13 protein-coding genes are annotated in these 16,928 nt (G+C 38.4%); 7 read left to right on the top strand and 6 right to left on the bottom strand.

Translation table 11 applies throughout. The features are described 5' to 3' along the window. Window positions 1-62: 62 nt before the first annotated feature. A complete protein-coding gene (locus ACZZZW_RS13860) occupies window positions 63-1,955 on the bottom strand; it encodes a RecQ family ATP-dependent DNA helicase (protein ID WP_463494176.1) in 1,893 nt (630 codons plus the stop codon). 357 nt (window positions 1,956-2,312) lie between these two features. Between ACZZZW_RS13860 and ACZZZW_RS13855 the strand changes: the two genes are divergently transcribed. Together ACZZZW_RS13855 and ACZZZW_RS13850 are read left to right on the top strand one after the other, a co-directional pair. Continuing rightward, window positions 2,313-5,540: an amidohydrolase family protein gene (locus tag ACZZZW_RS13855; protein WP_463494174.1), complete on the top strand. Its 3,228-nt coding sequence runs from the start codon at window positions 2,313-2,315 to the stop codon at window positions 5,538-5,540. Window positions 5,541-5,581: 41 nt separating this feature from the next. Next, complete coding sequence (locus tag ACZZZW_RS13850) at window positions 5,582-5,776, top strand: hypothetical protein (protein ID WP_463494172.1); 195 nt, start codon at window positions 5,582-5,584, stop codon at window positions 5,774-5,776. Here the strand turns inward: ACZZZW_RS13850 and ltrA are convergent. Continuing rightward, a complete protein-coding gene (gene ltrA / locus ACZZZW_RS13845) occupies window positions 5,768-7,042 on the bottom strand; it encodes a group II intron reverse transcriptase/maturase (RefSeq protein WP_463491950.1) in 1,275 nt (424 codons plus the stop codon). The two genes, ACZZZW_RS13850 and ltrA, sit on opposite strands and share 9 nt — an antisense overlap. A gap of 677 nt (window positions 7,043-7,719) precedes the next feature. Between ltrA and ACZZZW_RS13840 the strand changes: the two genes are divergently transcribed. Beyond that, complete coding sequence (locus tag ACZZZW_RS13840) at window positions 7,720-8,109, top strand: PIN domain-containing protein (RefSeq protein ID WP_463494170.1); 390 nt, start codon at window positions 7,720-7,722, stop codon at window positions 8,107-8,109. Between the two features lie 90 nt (window positions 8,110-8,199). Beyond that, on the top strand, window positions 8,200-8,463 hold the full coding sequence (locus ACZZZW_RS13835) for a hypothetical protein (protein WP_463494168.1): 264 nt from the start codon (window positions 8,200-8,202) through the stop codon (window positions 8,461-8,463). 122 nt (window positions 8,464-8,585) lie between these two features. Here ACZZZW_RS13835 and ACZZZW_RS13830 read toward each other — a convergent pair whose 3' ends face one another. Beyond that, window positions 8,586-10,787, bottom strand: a complete 2,202-nt coding sequence (locus ACZZZW_RS13830; protein WP_463494166.1) for a B12-binding domain-containing radical SAM protein — start codon at window positions 10,785-10,787, stop codon at window positions 8,586-8,588. Window positions 10,788-10,984: 197 nt separating this feature from the next. Between ACZZZW_RS13830 and ACZZZW_RS13825 the strand changes: the two genes are divergently transcribed. Continuing rightward, complete coding sequence (locus ACZZZW_RS13825; RefSeq protein ID WP_463494164.1) at window positions 10,985-11,701, top strand: hypothetical protein; 717 nt, start codon at window positions 10,985-10,987, stop codon at window positions 11,699-11,701. A gap of 119 nt (window positions 11,702-11,820) precedes the next feature. Here ACZZZW_RS13825 and ACZZZW_RS13820 read toward each other — a convergent pair whose 3' ends face one another. Continuing rightward, complete coding sequence (locus tag ACZZZW_RS13820) at window positions 11,821-13,011, bottom strand: BaiN/RdsA family NAD(P)/FAD-dependent oxidoreductase (RefSeq protein ID WP_463494162.1); 1,191 nt, start codon at window positions 13,009-13,011, stop codon at window positions 11,821-11,823. 54 nt (window positions 13,012-13,065) lie between these two features. Here ACZZZW_RS13820 and ACZZZW_RS13815 point away from each other — a divergent pair, with 54 nt between their 5' ends. Together ACZZZW_RS13815 and purE are read left to right on the top strand one after the other, a co-directional pair. Then, window positions 13,066-14,205: a 5-(carboxyamino)imidazole ribonucleotide synthase gene (locus tag ACZZZW_RS13815; protein ID WP_463494160.1), complete on the top strand. Its 1,140-nt coding sequence runs from the start codon at window positions 13,066-13,068 to the stop codon at window positions 14,203-14,205. Between the two features lie 175 nt (window positions 14,206-14,380). Continuing rightward, window positions 14,381-14,905 carry a 5-(carboxyamino)imidazole ribonucleotide mutase gene (gene purE / locus ACZZZW_RS13810; protein ID WP_463494158.1) on the top strand — a complete coding sequence of 175 codons (525 nt, stop codon included), beginning with the start codon at window positions 14,381-14,383 and terminating at the stop codon, window positions 14,903-14,905. A gap of 120 nt (window positions 14,906-15,025) precedes the next feature. Here the strand turns inward: purE and ACZZZW_RS13805 are convergent, their stop codons facing one another. Together ACZZZW_RS13805 and ACZZZW_RS13800 are read right to left on the bottom strand one after the other, a co-directional pair. Beyond that, window positions 15,026-16,048, bottom strand: coding sequence for an IS110 family RNA-guided transposase (locus tag ACZZZW_RS13805; RefSeq protein WP_463494156.1), 1,023 nt, complete (start codon window positions 16,046-16,048; stop codon window positions 15,026-15,028). 294 nt (window positions 16,049-16,342) lie between these two features. Beyond that, window positions 16,343-16,906, bottom strand: a complete 564-nt coding sequence (locus ACZZZW_RS13800; RefSeq protein ID WP_055911827.1) for a YqgE/AlgH family protein — start codon at window positions 16,904-16,906, stop codon at window positions 16,343-16,345. Between the last annotated feature and the right edge of the window lie 22 nt (window positions 16,907-16,928).

Here is a 16,928-nt window from a genome sequence, read left to right as displayed (position 1 = left end):
TCAACTCTCAACTCTCAACTCTCAACTCTCAACTCTCACATCTCACCTCTCAACTCTCACATCTAAAGATAATACTTCTTCCCGTCTGTTTTAATCTTGCCGGCATCTAATAGTTCTCTAATGGCATTAATTCTTTCTGTTTCAGCTCCATTTTTAACGTTGGTAACCAAATCATCAAGATTTAAAGGTTGCTGTTGCAGTAATGAAACAATTTCGTACTCAATTTCATCTCCTATCTGGTTCTGATTTTCTGCCCTTTTTTCAGCTAAACAAACATCGCAAACACCACATTTTGTAGCATGATGTTCATCAAAATAGTTAAGCAATTGAACGCTTCTGCATAGATGAGAGGAAGCATACCCAACAACCGCATTAATCTGCTTGTGTAAAATTTCCTTTCTTAAATCAAGGTATTTCACATCCAAATCAAAATGATCCATATCTACCCTTGACCTAACATATTGTAACTGCGGCTGATCGGTTTGCTGGATGTAAGTTAGCAATTCGATACTTTGCAACTTATTTAATAACGCGACGATTTCTTTATAGGATAATCCGGTTTTCTTCGCTAAATCGGCCTCGTTAATTTTAACAAAACCATCAAAGGCTCCACCGTGCGAACGCAGAATTGTTTTAATGATTCCATCATAAACCTTATTTTCAATCTGGAAACGGTAAATATCTTCATGACTGGCAATAAACATAATCCTTGATGGTAAAAAAACACTTTCAGATAAAGTGATGTAACCATCATGCTCCAAGAATTTTAATGCAGAAATTGTTTTTAAAACACTAATATTAAATCGTTTGCAAAAATCAGCAATATCAAAGGTAAAAGTCAAACCCTCTCCTGCACCAAATGCAAGCTGAAAATAATTACCAAGATAATGATAAGTTTTTCTGATCTCATCTGGTGAAGGAAAACTATCAAGATACCTCGATTCCAGCCCTAAAACATCAGCGTTATTGGCCAATAATACAGCATAACTTCGCTTTTCATCTCTGCCTGCCCTACCTGCTTCCTGGTAATATGCCTCTAAACTTTCGGGTAAGTCTAAATGCACTACAAAGCGCACATCAGCTTTATCAATCCCCATCCCAAAGGCATTTGTAGCCACCATTATCCGGGTTTTGTTATTCTTCCAATCCTCTTGTTTTGCGAAACGCACATCACGTTCCAGTCCGGCATGATAAAAATCGGCTTTAATTTGGTTGCGGTTTATAAAATTCGATACTTCTGCGGTTTCCCTACGGTTACGAACATAAACAAGGCCTGTACCTTTAACATTTTGGCAAATATCAATCAGTTTTTTATACTTATCTTCATTACCGAAAACCACATAACTTAAATTATCTCTTGCAAAACTTTTAACAAAAATCTGTGGATCTTTCATTTCCAGTTTTTCTACAATATCCTTTCGTACAAAATCAGTTGCTGTGGCAGTAAGTGCCAAAACCGGAACATTGGGAAGAATTTCGCGCAGTTTAGCAATTTGCTGATAAGGTGGTCGGAAATCGTAGCCCCATTGCGAGATACAATGTGCTTCATCAACCGCAATTAAGTTTACATTCATATACGAAATGCGAACACGCACTAAATCAGCTAGTAAACGCTCGGGAGATAAATAAAGAAATTTAGTTTTTCCATAAATGCAATTGTCGAGTAAAATATCGATTTCTCGTTTTCCCATCCCTGCATAAATGGCAATTGCTTCAATACCTTTTGCTTTCAGGTTTTCTACCTGATCTTTCATTAGCGCAATTAAGGGCGAAACAACAATGCAGATTCCTTCTTTAACCAAGGCAGGCACCTGAAAACAGATTGATTTACCACCGCCAGTAGGCAACAACGCCAAACTGTCTTTCCCCTCTAAAACCGAAGAAATAATATCTTCTTGTAAGGGTCTGAAAGCCTGGTGTCCCCAATATTTTTGTAAAATCTCTATTGCTGTCATAAATCGGCGGTATCAAAACTATACATTTAATCCAAAATCGCCATTTATTATTGCCATAAATTGAAAAAATCATCTATAAAAGATTATTAACTTTGCTAAACAAGACAGTTGCATGTTAGAATTACAGTTTGAAAATCATATTCTCTACGGAGTTGCGTCACCCTGTCCCAATTTCCACCAAGAAATAAGGGTCTGAAAGCTTGAAAACGCGAAGCACAGCCCGGATTAATAAAAAATAATGCTTTACAAAGATCTTTAGCTAATTATTAAAAGAAGTAAAAAACGCTCACAATATTGAGATAAATACATTTTAACAAAACGACCATACAAATTATTCAAATAACTATCCCTTACATAATGAAACATCTCTATTTTCTATCCGCTCTTTCCCTATTATTTTTGTATTCTACTGCCCAGGAAAAAAAGTGGGACATTGAAAAATACCAGGGAACGACAAAAAATTTCACCCTAAACACAGATGAAGGCACCTGGATGAACCTTGATGTAAGTGCCGACGGACAGGAAATTGTTTTTGATTTATTAGGTGATATTTACGTAATGCCGATTACCGGTGGTGGGGCAAAATTAATTAGTGGCGGTGTGGCCTGGGATGTTCAACCTCGTTTTAGCCCGAATGGAAAATATATTTCTTACACAAGCGATAAAAGCGGTGGAGATAACATCTGGATAATGAACCGCGATGGTTCTGGCAAAAAACAGGTAACTAAAGAAAGTTTCAGGTTATTAAATAATGCTACGTGGATGCCCAATAGCGAATATGTAGTTGCCAGAAAACATTTTACAGCAGGCCGTTCATTAGGGGCCGGCGAAATGTGGATGTACAATATAAACGGCGGTGATGGCGTACAACTAACCAAACGTAAAAACGATCAGCAAGATGCGGGTGAGCCCAATGTTTCGCCAGATGGCAGGTATCTCTATTTTAGTGAAGATGTTAGTCCGGGGCCTAATTTCGAATACAGTAAAGATCCCAATGGTACCATCTATGCTATCCGCCAGCTGGATTTAACCACAGGTAAATTAATTACACTTATTGATGAACAGGGTGGGGCGTGCAGACCACAGGTTTCTCCGGATGGAAACTTGATTGCATTTGTAAAAAGGGTTAGGTTAAAATCTACTTTATATGTACAAAACCTTAAAACAGGTGAAGAATGGCCGATAAATGAAGATTTATCGCACGATCAGCAAGAAACATGGGCTATTTTTGGCGTATATCCAAATTTCGCCTGGACACCTGATAGTAAAAGCCTCCTTTTTTATGCAAAAGGTAAAATCAGGAAAACCGAAATCGGCACATTGATCAACAGCACCATTCCTTTTCAGGCAAATACCATTCAAACCGTTCAAAAAGCCTTACATTTTGAGCAGCAGGTTTTTAGCAATGAGTTTTCGGCAAAGATGTTAAGGCAGCTAACCACTTCGCCCGATGGAAAAGTTATTGTTTTTAACGCTGCCGGATTTTTATACAAACAAGAATTACCAGCCGGAACACCAGAAAGGTTAACTAATGGTTTGGATTTCGAATTTGAACCTGCTTTTAGTCCTGACGGAAAATATATAGTTTATACCACCTGGAGTGATGAATTGCGTGGAGCAATAAAACGAACCGACCTAAAATCGGGAAAAACCATTATGTTAAGTGATGAAAAAGGCTTTTATTATTCGCCACAATACTCTACCAAAGGCGATAAAATAGTTTTTAGGAAAGGAAGCGGAAACGATGTTTTAGGCTATAATTATGGTCGTGGAACGGGCATTTTTATCATGCCAGCCACCGGTGGTGCCAAAACATTGGTTTTAGATAATGGAATCCGTCCGCAATTTAACAATACCGATACCCGGATTTACTTCCAAAGTTATGCAGATGGCAAAAAAGCTTTAAAAAGTATCGATTTGAATGGTGCAAATGAAAGAACGCATTTTACCTCGCAATATGCCAATCAATTCGTCATCAGTCCGGATAATAAATGGTTAGCATTTAACGAATTGTTTAATGTTTACATTACGCCAATGATCAATATTGGTACTGCACAGGATGCTTCTGCAGGTAATAAAGCTATACCAGTTACAAAAGTAACCACCGATGGCGGAACATATATTCAATGGAGTGCCGACAGTAAAAATTTACATTGGACGTTAGGCCCAAAATATTTTACTGTTGATGTAAACAGTGCTTTTAATTTTGATGGCACTATCCCTAAAACTGAAGCTTCGGCTATCGACATCAATCTGGTATTAAAATCCGATATCCCAACGGGTATAGTGGCGTTAAAAGGTGCCAGAATCATTTCAATGAAAGGTGATGAGGTGATTGAAAACGGAACTATTGTTACGGATGGAAATAAAATTATGGCAATTGGGAAATCTGATGCCGTAAATGTTCCGGCCAATGCTAAAGTAATTGATGTGAATGGCAAAACCATTATGCCGGGCATTGTAGATGTGCATGCGCATTTACGCACCAGTCCGGATGGAATTACCCCTCAAAACGATTGGAGTTATATGGCAAATTTAGCTTTTGGGGTAACCACTTCACACGATCCATCAAGCAATACAGAAATGGTATTTAGCCAAAGCGAAATGCTTAAAGCTGGTAGAATGGTTGGACCAAGAGTTTTTTCAACAGGATCAATTTTATATGGTGCAGATGGCGACTTTAAAGTGGTAATTAACAGCTTAGATGATGCTTTAGCCAATTTGAGAAGATTAAAAGCGGTAGGTGCATTTTCAGTAAAATCTTACAATCAACCCCGCAGAGAGCAACGCCAACAAATTTTAGAAGCTGCGCGCCAGTTAAAAATGGAAGTGGTGCCAGAGGGTGGATCTACTTTTTTCACCAACATGAATATGGTTGCCGATGGCCATACCGGAATTGAACACAGCATTCCTGTTTTGCCGGTATATAAAGATGTTACTACGCTTTGGAACAATACTGAAGTTGGCTATACCCCTACTTTAATTGTAGCTTATGGTGGCCAATGGGGCGAAAATTATTGGTACGACAGAACTAATGTTTGGGAAAACGAAAAATTGATGACGTATACTCCGCGTTCCATAATAGATGCAAGGGCCAGGCGCAGAACCACTTCAGAATATAGCGATTATAACCACATCGACATTGCAAAAGCAACCAAACAAATTGCCGATGGCGGTACAAAAGTTAATTTGGGTGCACATGGGCAGATACAGGGCTTAGGTGCTCATTGGGAGTTGTGGATGTTGGTACAAGGTGGTTTCAGTCCGCTACAAGCCATTAGGGCTGCAACGTTAAATGGAGCAGGTTATTTAGGCATGAGTAAAGAAATTGGCTCACTAGAAGTTGGCAAACTTGCTGATATGGTAATTATGGATGCCAATCCTCTGGATGATATCAGAAATTCGGAGAAAATTAAATTTGTAATGATCAATGGCAGACTTTACGATAGTGCTACGTTAAATGAGGTAGGTACCAGAGAAAAATTAAGGGGTAAGTTATGGTTCGAAAATAGCAGGGGAAATGGATATATTATTCCAAATGGAGAATCAGAAACCTGGACTTTTACTGTGCCACATTGTGATTAATTTTTTTAGCATAATAACCTAATATTGAGTAAATTTGATTTATGGAAACAGTACTGCTTCAGATTAATAACAATAAGGCATACCAACTTCTTAAAGATTTGGAGGATTTAAATATTGTAAAAGTTTTAAAGAAAACGGAACTGACTGAATCGAGTAAGAAGCAGGGAATTAGTTTCCCTGCTGTCTCCTCACACCACCGTACGTACCGTTCGGTATACGGCGGTTTGTTAGAATAACTTCGTTTGGTGTGTCGTTTTCCAATAGTAATAATTGGTAAATCCATCAAGTCCATGCCTCAAAAAGAACTTCTTGTCAAGGGTTGTAAGTAATATCGGGCTGTTTGCAGTCCTACAGTACCCCTTACGGGTATTGGCCAATTGATAGGCCCTTGATTTTACCAACCCCATCTTCATTAAATTCCGCGCTCTACCCGTTATACTCTTCCATTGCTTCCAAAGAACAATCCGCAGTCTGGTCCTCATCAACTCGTCCAGTCTGGTCATATGACTCTTTGCTTCTGCAATAGAGAAATAATTAACCCAACCATGAATGATTTCCTTAAGCGTTAATATTCTTTCTTGGAATGGAACTGGTTGGCTACGTTTAGTTTGCTCCCGGATTTTCTCCTTGATCGCTCTTAGAGATTTGGATGAAATTCGCATCTTCCATCCCTCTTTGCTACCATAGAATGAAAACCCGAGCAGACTACTTTGGCTTGGCCTGCTAACCTTACTTTTCTCCCTGTTAACCTTCAGTTTCAGGCAGTCTTCCAGATATACTGAAATACTTCTCATTACCCGGTGTGCTGATTTCCTGCTTCTTAGATAGATACTGCAATCATCAGCATATCGCACGAACCTGTGCCCACGCTCTTCGAGCTTAACATCGAGTTCGTGAAGGATAACATTTGATAGTAACGGACTTAATGGACTGCCTTGTGGCGTTCCTTCTTTTCTTGGGCTGACCAATCCATTCTCCATGATCCCCACACTCAAATAAAGACGAATAAGCTTCAATGTCCGCTTATCCTTTATCTTTACTGACAGCAGATGCATAAGTTTATCATGGTTTACCCGGTCAAAAAATTTGTCCAGGTCAAGTTCCACAATCCAGGTGTAACCTGTGTTAAGATATTCCTGAGCCTTTAACACTGCCTGATGGGCATTGCGATCTGGCCGGAAACCATAACTATCAGAGGAAAAGTCGCCCTCGTACTTGGGGCTCAGCCATTGAGAGATGGCCTGCTGGATCAACCGGTCAATGACCGTTGGGATGCCAAGCATCCTCTTACCACCACTGCCTTTGGGAATCTCTACCTTTCTTACAGCGTTCGGTCGGTAATGGCCTGATAAAATATCACTCCGTAATGCCTGCCAGTTAGCATTCAGGTAGTCGCGAAGTTCATCGGTCTGCATACCATCAATACCACCAGCACCCTTATTGGCAGTAACCTGCCTAAAGGCTCTTTGTACATTTCGGATGTCTAATATTTCTTCAAGCATAATACTAAAAAAAAAAACTCCTTCCCAGGCATTGTGTACATTGGTTGCACGGCTCGGCTCAGCTCCTCTTATAATTTACTCTCGGATTCCGTCCTACCCTCATATAAGCAGTTCTCTAATGTGGTTCCGCTGTAAACGCTCTGCCATAAACTTCCTGTTTCCTTTGCCATCCTAACATTTGGTCCTTTCTGCATCCGAAAAATGCAGTACTACGACCGCTGCTGACTTCTGATTGAGGCATTTAACATCTCTGCCAAATGTTTCTTCTCCTGTAATCGCGCTTACAATTGACAGAACTCATTCAGATCTCCCGGGGTAAGACAATCTACTTCCTATGGATGTGGCCTCTGTATCTGCGTAATAGTCCCCGTGCAGTATTGGGCTTCTGTTTGTTTCGCAACATCACCCGGACTAAATCCGCCTCGTATACAGTTTCTGTTCGTAAGCCCCCATATTTGCCGCGGACTTCCTTCAGATTCGCAGTCACCCACGACACCCTTGTCTCGAGCTAACACTTCCTACTGCTAAGCGTGTTCGGGACTTGAACCCTATAGTCGATTGCCATGCCCGGCGCACGAAAAAAAAATCAGCCCATGATTTTATAGGGCTGATTTCAAAATCGGATATGGATCTAATTGATAAAGCTATTGAAGAAGATTGTGGAAATATCGACTTAGATGGCTGGAAATAGGGTTTTATTGGACACCAATATCATATCAGCATTATTTAAAGGAGATATTACTGTTGCAAATCATATTGATAAATCAGAAGTATACTTATCTTCAATTATCATTGGGGAACTTTGTTATGGTGCTGAATATTCAACCAAAATCCAGCAGAATATTTCCAACATTAAACAGCTAATTTCAGCTTACGAAGTTTTAATTATCGATGATGAAACAGCGCTTATTTATGGTAAAATTAAGGCAGATTTAAGAAGGAATGGCACTCCGATCCCTGAAAATGACATTTGGATCGCATCTACTGCAATACAACACAAGCTAAAGCTAAGCACAAGGGATAAACATTTCTTAAAAATCGAAGGGTTAAAAACGTTAGCTTGGTAAGTCGAATAAATCTTTAAGCCTGCATTTATTTAATAAATAGGTAATCATTTAATATAAGTTAAACACCTCATCTATTTACAATTTGCTTATATGAAACCCAACAAGCGCTATACCATTGCCTGTGTTATATTTTTAATACTTAGTTTACTTGTATTTTCTTATAGCGGCTATTACATTCTGGGTATACAAACTGTAAACTTATTCCTGGCACTGATTGCAATGGCTTTTATCACCTCTTTAATAGCGGTGATTAAAGATCGGAAATCTACGCCATCCTGGTTATTGCTGATCTTAAATTCAATTATATTGATCTGCATCCTCTATTTCCTTACACGTTTTAAAATGAAGATGTAAAGCTAATGCCATCTTTAAATTATTGATTATCCTCCCTATACCGCAGCGGAATGGAAAGATAGACCTAGACAGATTTCTCGACTTTGTTGCAATCGCTCGAAATGAAGATTTATAATAAGAATTTACAAGACCAATAAACCGTATTCTCTCAAAGTATTAATAGGTTTTGAATACCAAAAAAGTTCGAAATTTTCCATTTCCCGTTCAAAATCTATTTTAACTTCTTGAAAAGTAAGCACCTTTTCATTATCTATCGAAACCTTATCTAAAATAGCATTCAGCCACTCCCCTTCTTTTTTATTGGTTTGTACCGTAAAAGTTTCCTTTTTATCGTGGAAGGTAAGCGATGCCATTTCCCAGGTATGGCCTTTTTTAGATTTTGTAAAGTAACTGGTGGCAGGCTTACTACCTATCCATACTACTTTTGCAGTTGGTTTGGTGTTAAACTGATCTCCGTTGTGTAAAGCTTTCTCAATAAAATCGGCAGGAATTTTTGTTCTCGGGATTTTGAAATCGAACCAATCCTGAAGTTCGTAATCAAAACATATTCCATGCATGAAGTTAAAAAGTGATTTCTTTAAACCAAAGCTAAATTTATTGTGATCGATACCTGTTTTATCAGTGTAGTTAATATCATTATTGGCAAAGGAACCAATTGCTTCAGTGTCCTTTACCACGCCAAATTTTTCGGGGTACATCCCCACCGGACTATGGGCCGTCATGGCAAATTGGTGCCAAAAACCCGATTGTAATATCCCAACTTCAAACAACTGGCGTACCATTTCTAAGCTATCAACTGTTTCCTGTATGGTTTGGGTAGGATAGCCATACATTAAATACGCATGTACCATTATTCCTGCTTCAGTAAAATTACGGGTAACTTTTGCTACCTGCTCTACTGTTACGCCCTTATCAATTAGTTTTAACAGGCGATCTGATGCTACTTCCAATCCACCAGAAACAGCAATACATCCCGATGCCTTTAATAATAAGCACAAATCATGCGTAAAGCTTTTTTCAAAACGAATATTTGTCCACCAGGTTACGGCCAATTGCCTTCTGATGATTTCCAAGGCAACTTCGCGCATTAACGCGGGCGGTGCAGCTTCATCAACAAAATGGAAGCCATTCTGTCCTGTTTTTGCATATAAATCCTCAATGCGGTCTACAATTAATTTGGCTGCAACAGGTTCATAAACCTTAATATAATCGAGAGAAATGTCGCAAAAAGTACACTTACCCCAATAACAGCCATGTGCCATGGTAAGTTTATTCCATCGTCCATCGCTCCACATGCGGTGCATCGGGTTAACAATTTCGATTACTGAAATGTATTTATCCAACAATAATCCTGTATAATCCGGTGTTCCTACATCAGCCTGCTTGTAATCGTTTCTAAAGGCATCATTGCGGTAAACAACTTTACCGTTTTCTAACAAGAAAGTTCTTTTATAAAAATGTGCTTCTGTTGGGAAAGGATGTGTGATATTATGGTATAAAAGTTCAATTGGTAATTCGCCGTCATCTAAAGTGATGAAATCAAAAAATTCAAAAACCCTCGCATCCGATAGTGACCTTAACTCTGTATTTGGAAAACCACCACCCATAGAAATCTTAATCTCCGGATGGTTTGCCTTAATCCATTGTGCGCAACGGAACGCGCTATACAAATTACCCGGAAAAGGAACAGAAATTAAAAATAATTTTGGCTGAACGGCCTCAATCTTTTCTTTCAAAACCGAAATCAGAATACGATCAATATATGTCGGCTCTTTTATCAAAGCACCATATAATTCATCAAACGAATTGGCACTTCTTCCTAAACGCTCTGCATAACGGCTAAAGCCGAAATTTTCATCAATACATTCAACTATATAATCAGATATATCTTCGAGATAAAGTGTGGCAAGGTGTTTGGCTTTATCTTGCGTACCCATGGCACCAAAAGCCCAATCCAATTCTTCTAAAGTTGCAAAACGCGAAGCTTGAGGAAGAAAATCATCACTACAGATCTGCAAGGCCAATGTTGGGTTTTTTCCTTGTAAAAAGGCAATTACAGCATCAATAGTTTTTAAATATTCATTTTTGAGTGCAAAAATCCTTTGCGAGTTATCGCTTTTTGGAAGAAGATTATCTTCTGTTTGGATAAATAAATCTTGTAGGCCTTTTTTAGAAAAAAGCCTTAAAATAACTTCAATTCCCAAATCTGCCTGGGTAGAACTGATATTTTTCGTGTTTAGAAAACCTTTTATATACGCTGTTGCTGGATATGGAGTATTCAGTTGGGTAAATGGTGGCGTAATTGCAAGTATATCGGTTTTCAAGAAGGATTGTTTTTTGTTGCAAAAGTAAGGGAATTATTAATAGCGTAGTCACCCTATCCGGATTTTACATCTTGATCAAGGTCTATTCTGCGTAAAAGATGCTAAAATAAATTCAGCGTGAATAATCAATGACGCAATTTTAAACTAAAACCGCTATGTAAACGTTTTAACAATACATCAACGCATTTTCTACCTGAATGAAAGTTTTTTGTTTTTTCTTCCTGATGCTCTTCGTGCAAATCAGCTTTGCGCAAAAAGCATTTGTATTTCCCAAAATTAAAGCGCAAGGTACTTCTGCTGAACAATTTACACCTGCCAACTGGACTGCTATTGACCGGGTTTATGGTGACCTTAACAATGATGCGACAGATGATTTAGCTTTGGTTTTTGAATTTAACAAAACTATAGATGAAACACGCGTTTATGGCGACAACAATACCGATATCATAAAAGAAACGCAAAAGCCGAGAATATTGGCCATTTTTTTTAAAGATAAATCAACAGGAGCGTATCATTTATCTACCCAGAACAATGACTTTATTCTTCGATCGGAAGAAGGAGGTAAATTAGGCGATCCACTACAACAAATTACCATTAAAGATCAACAACTTTATCTGCGCTTTCAAGGTGGCTCTGAGTGGCGTTGGGAATTGGGCTATACTTTTAAATTTGAAAATAAAGACTGGTTTTTAACAAGTGCAATCAATCTTTATTTTAACCAAAACAGCGGCGATATGACCGAAAGGGTTTACGATTTCAAAACGCGTGAATTATTTACCACCGTTGGCAACTTGCACAGAAGAGATATTGCGAACCGGAGAACGAGTGAGGTTTTATACTTTTCTCAAATGAGGACTTTCAAAACCTTTAAAAAGCCATGGGCATGGGAAGTAATGCCTAATGTTTATTTGTAGTGAAAAACTAACCTCGCAAGCTTTAGAAACTTGCGGAGTTTATTTTAGCTTGCCACTAAAAACTCCAAACACAAACCTTCTTAACTTTCTACAGGTGAAGCAATTGTAAAATTTTACAGTTAAATATTTTGTGCGATTACAAAACCACTCGCCCAGGCCCATTGAAAATTATAGCCGCCCAACCAACCTGTAACATCTAAACATTCGCCACCAAAAAACAAATTTGGAATCTTTTTACTCTCGAGCGTTTTAGAAGAAATTTCGTTCGTATCTATCCCGCCACGCATTACTTCGGCTTTATCGTAACCTTTATCACCCGCAGGCTTAACTTTAAAATGATGAATGGTTTGCTCAATTAAATCGATTTCCGATTTTGTTAAGGCTGCAACAGGTTTATTTAAAGGCAAAAATTTACCTAAAGCATCGGTAAATTTCTTAGTATAAATCCTATTTAATAATGTAGATAATAAGGTTTTACCGTTATTTTTCCTTTCATCATCCAATAAGGAAACAATATTTTGATGAGGCAACAGGTTTAAATTAACTGTTTCTCCCCTTCTCCAAAAGGAAGATATCTGCAAAATTGCCGGGCCACTTAAGCCCCAATGTGTAAAAAGAATATTTTCTTCAAAAGAGATTTCATTATTGCTTACTTCGCAAAAAACAGAATTGCCAGAGAGCTGTGCAAACCATTCTTCATCTTTACCGGTAATGGTTAGCGGCACTAACGCTGGTGCAGTTTCTATAATTTTAAGCTCATGCTTTCTGGCAAATCGCAAAGCGAAATCAGTAGCACCCATTTTTGGGATCGGTAAACCACCAGTTGCAATTACCAGTTTTTCAGATTTTAAAATAATCGTTTTCCCATTTTTTTCATAGCTTATTTTAAACCCTTCAGGAAGTATTTCGATATCCTTAACGTCAGCATTACATCTTATTTCCTGTCCGAAATCTGCACAAATGGAAGTAAAAACTTCTACAACATCTTTGGCATTCTTATCATCAGGAAATAATTGACCTAATGTTTTTTCTTTTCCTGTAATCCCGTAGGTTTCGAAAAAACCAATGGTATCATCAACAGTCCATTGTGTAAAAGCCGATTTGACGAAATGCGGATTGGCCGATATAAACTGCTCAGCAGATGCAAATTGATTGGTATAATTGCACCTTCCCCCGCCCGAAATCAATATTTTAGCACCTGGCTTTTCATTTTTTTCCAGTACAATTACTTTTTTCCCCAAATAGCCTGCCTGCACCGCAAACATCAATCCGCAGGCACCTGCACCAATAATTATTGCATCAGCATTCATCAATAAAATTTATTATGGTTACTTTTGCACAAAAGTAGCATTATTTTCAAGCGCATGGCAAAACAGATTAGCGAATTAAAATTAGGTATTTTAGGTGGCGGACAATTGGGTAGAATGCTCATTCAGCAAGCCATAAATTACAACGTAACCACATTAGTTTTAGACCCGGATCCTGATGCCCCCTGCAAAAATATTTCCAACTATTTTGAAAATGGTTCAATCACTGATTTTGATACCGTTTATAATTTCGGAAAGAAAGCAGACATTATTACCATTGAAATCGAAAAAGTAAATATTGATGCCTTGGAGCAACTTGAAAAAGAAGGCAAAAAGGTTTTCCCACAATCGAGGGTAATCCGCTTAATACAGGATAAAGGCGTACAAAAACAATTTTTCAAAGAAAACGATATTCCTACATCTCCTTTTCAGATTGTAAATACTAAAGAAGATATGGAGAACAGTCCTTTCCATTTTCCATACATTTTAAAATTGCGAAAAGATGGTTACGATGGTAAAGGTGTAATGAAAATTAACAGTGCTGCTGATCTTGATAAAGCTTTTGATGCACCATGTATTATTGAAAAACTTGTTGATTTTGACAAAGAAGTAGCGGTAATTGTGGCTCGTAATGCCAATGGTGATATGAAAACTTTCCCTATGGTAGAAATGGAATTCAATCCTGAAGCCAATCTTGTAGAATTTTTAATTTCTCCATCCACTTTTGCCGAAAGTTTGCAGCAAAAAGCGGAGAATATTGCTAAAAATATTGCCTCAGCCATGAACATTACCGGAATTTTAGCCGTAGAAATGTTTGTTTGTAAAGATGGCGAATTGTTGGTTAACGAAGTTGCTCCCCGCCCACACAATAGTGGCCACCAAACGATAGAAGGCAATTATGTTTCTCAGTTCGAACAGCATTTACGTTCTATATATAACCTGCCACTTGGCGATACCGGTAGCATTACCAACGCCATTATGATTAATTTACTTGGCGAGAAAGGTTTTGAAGGCGTAGCTAAATATGAAAATCTAGAAAAAATATTGGCAATAGATGGTGTTTATGTCCATTTATATGGTAAAAAATACACAAAACCTTTCCGCAAAATGGGCCATGTAACCATAGTGGATATTGACAGGGAAAAAGCCATTGAAAAAGCACGGTTTGTACAAAAAACATTAAAAGTAGTGGCATAAGCCCCCTAGCCCCCTGAAGGGGGAACTAATAGCAGGATGGAAAAACAAAAAGTTTAAAGAATAAAAATTAAACGATATACACGAACGTCTAGAACTCAAAGGCCCTGAAGGGGAAACCGATAACAAGGTGGCAATAGCATAAATAAATAACACGAGTAAAAAAAAAACGATTGATATGAACGATGGAAATTCAAGTTCCCCTTTAGGGGCGGAGGGGTTTTTGGTAGGAATAATCATGGGTAGTAAATCAGATCTTCCTGTGATGCAAGATGCTGCCGATGTGCTTAAAGAATTTGGAATAAACTATGAAATTACAGTAGTTTCTGCACACAGAACACCAGAACGCATGTTCAACTATGCTAAAGAAGCACAAGGACGTGGCCTGAAAGTAATTATTGCTGGTGCTGGTGGCGCAGCCCATTTACCAGGCATGGTTGCTTCCATTACAACATTGCCAGTAATTGGAGTTCCAGTAAAATCATCAAACTCTATTGATGGCTGGGACAGTATTTTATCGATCTTACAAATGCCAAATGGCATTCCCGTTGCTACAGTAGCATTAAATGCAGCTAAAAATGCAGGCTTATTGGCTACGCAGATCTTAGCTACGGCTGACGAATCTTTAACGGTTAAAATGCAGGCTTATAAAGATGAGTTGAGAAGAAAAGTTGAAGAAAGTGCTGATAGTCTTGAGTCTTAAATGTTAATCATAAGCGTCGTCATTTCGAGCGTAGTGCAACACAATGTAGAAATCTGTTCTGATAGATTTCTACATTTCACTGCGTTTCAGTCGGGATGATTGTTATGACAATTACAAATTTTATGCGGCTAAATTATAGTTGTTTTTGAACGGTGTTTGTTTTTTTATTACCGAGGCTACCCTAAGCACTATTTTGTTTCTAACGGCGTTTAGAATACTCATGCTATGTTTTCCCTCATCCTTTTTTCTGTTATAATAGTTCCTGATTTCTGGATTATTTTGGATAGCGGACAAGGCGCACAGGTGCAATAGTCTTTTTAGTTCCTTGTTTGCCATCCTATGAACTCTTGGTTTGCCCTTTATGCTAATGCCGCTGCTGTGCTCAAATGGGGCTACCCCTGCATAACAGGCCAGTTGTTTTCCGCTTGGGCTACCTGCAAAATTAGCTGTGCATCCAATAAGGTATATGGCAGTCACGTGTCCTATTCCCGGTATGCTGACCAGAAGTTCGTAATTGCTTTTGAAAGCCCTGTTTTCTCCTATTATTTTTCTGATCTCCATTTCAATATTCTTGATGGACCGGGCTATTCCATCGATGGCTGATTTCAGCGATCTCTCAATGAGCTTCTGATGTGGCTTCTCATTTACATTTCCCAGCTCTTTAATGGAAACTTTTAGACTGGTTATCTGCTTCAACAGCTTTGTCCTGGCAGATATAAAGTCCTTCAGGTGTATCAGAACAGGGTCTAACGGAGGTGTGGCAGTCAAAGAGTCTGATTCCCGATAGGCATAGTTGCATAAGCGAAGGCTGTCTATCCTGTCATTCTTTCCCCTGGCTATCCCAAAGCTCCACTTGATGTGTGCCGCATTGCCAATGTGGATGGGAAGATTTTTCTTGCTGCAGAAAGACCAGATCAGGCGGTGATAGATACCGGTGTTTTCGATCACAACAAGTGAATGTTCATCCATAGTAACCCTATGGCTCTTGAGCCACCTGTCAAAAGCTTTGATCCCTGTGATACTGTTATCAAATCGGGCAGTATCGACAGCCTGTTTTACATGGCTGACAACCGCCATAAGGGAAGCATCGAAATAAGGTTTTGAAACATCGATACCGATGAAGAATTTTGTAGTGACAATCATCTTATTATTTTTATGTTTGCAACAGTTACCTAATTCCAGCCCATCGATCCAAGTCCTTAATAATGGGTAATTCCCTAATTGTTATCTGGTCACTAAGGGAGAAAAACCGGTAGCGGATTGCATCATTCCATAGGCATAAAAACCTTGACGAATCATTAATGTGCCGCTACCGGTTAGGTAACATTTTAAATATTTTAGTCATAGCTAAACTAATCGTAATTTCAATTAATCCCTAAATAAAATACTTAGACAAATCTAAAGGACGACAACTTTATTATAAATATAGTAATCCGATCAATTCAAACTCGGATCAACCGGGAAATTACTGATATGTGCATACTTCGGACCTAAATTTACAACCACATCCCGCCAAAGTTTTTCATCATCATTACTAAAAATAAGATCAGGATTAAAAGTATCGCTCACCATCCATGCATTCTCTTCAATCTCCCGATCCAGTTGTCCTTGGTCCCAACCAGAATAACCCATAAAAAATTTCACTTCATCAGTACTTATTGCATTGGTATTTAAGAGAATTTTAAGGGTTTCAAAATTTCCACCCCAGTACAAACCATTGCCGATAGGTTCTCCGCTCTGTAGTTTATCAAAACTTCGATGTATAAAATGTAAGGTATCCGCAGCTACCGGGCCGCCAAAATAAATATAGTTTTTCGCATCCCATAAATCCTGAATTACGTCGTTAAGGATTAAATTTCCTACCTGGTTAAGAATATATCCTACAGTACCATCATTGCCATGTTCGGTTAATAATACTACAGATCTTTTAAAATTAGGATCGGCCATAAAGGGTTCTGAGATGAGCAGGCGGCCTGTTTTTGGTTTTATATTGTTTAGCATGATGATAATCGTTTGTTACACC

The organism is Pedobacter sp. AC379 (assembly GCF_979258145.1).
The sequence above is the reverse complement of the archived record's forward strand: the minus strand, read 5'-3'. Positions and strand labels throughout refer to the sequence as shown.

Bases quoted from the DNA above. Each gene is read 5' to 3' on its own strand.
- ACZZZW_RS13825 (WP_463494164.1), top strand. From the start codon at position 10,985: ATGAAAGTTTTTTGTTTTTTCTTCCTGATGCTCTTCGTGCAAATCAGC.
- ACZZZW_RS13835 (WP_463494168.1), top strand. From the start codon at position 8,200: ATGAAACCCAACAAGCGCTATACCATTGCCTGTGTTATATTTTTAATA.
- ACZZZW_RS13815 (WP_463494160.1), top strand. From the start codon at position 13,066: ATGGCAAAACAGATTAGCGAATTAAAATTAGGTATTTTAGGTGGCGGA.
- ACZZZW_RS13820 (WP_463494162.1), bottom strand. From the start codon at position 13,011: ATGAATGCTGATGCAATAATTATTGGTGCAGGTGCCTGCGGATTGATG.
- ACZZZW_RS13805 (WP_463494156.1), bottom strand. From the start codon at position 16,048: ATGATTGTCACTACAAAATTCTTCATCGGTATCGATGTTTCAAAACCT.
- ACZZZW_RS13800 (WP_055911827.1), bottom strand. From the start codon at position 16,906: ATGCTAAACAATATAAAACCAAAAACAGGCCGCCTGCTCATCTCAGAA.
- ACZZZW_RS13860 (WP_463494176.1), bottom strand. From the start codon at position 1,955: ATGACAGCAATAGAGATTTTACAAAAATATTGGGGACACCAGGCTTTC.
- ACZZZW_RS13850 (WP_463494172.1), top strand. From the start codon at position 5,582: ATGGAAACAGTACTGCTTCAGATTAATAACAATAAGGCATACCAACTT.
- ltrA (WP_463491950.1), bottom strand. From the start codon at position 7,042: ATGCTTGAAGAAATATTAGACATCCGAAATGTACAAAGAGCCTTTAGG.
- ACZZZW_RS13840 (WP_463494170.1), top strand. From the start codon at position 7,720: ATGGCTGGAAATAGGGTTTTATTGGACACCAATATCATATCAGCATTA.
- ACZZZW_RS13855 (WP_463494174.1), top strand. From the start codon at position 2,313: ATGAAACATCTCTATTTTCTATCCGCTCTTTCCCTATTATTTTTGTAT.
- purE (WP_463494158.1), top strand. From the start codon at position 14,381: ATGAACGATGGAAATTCAAGTTCCCCTTTAGGGGCGGAGGGGTTTTTG.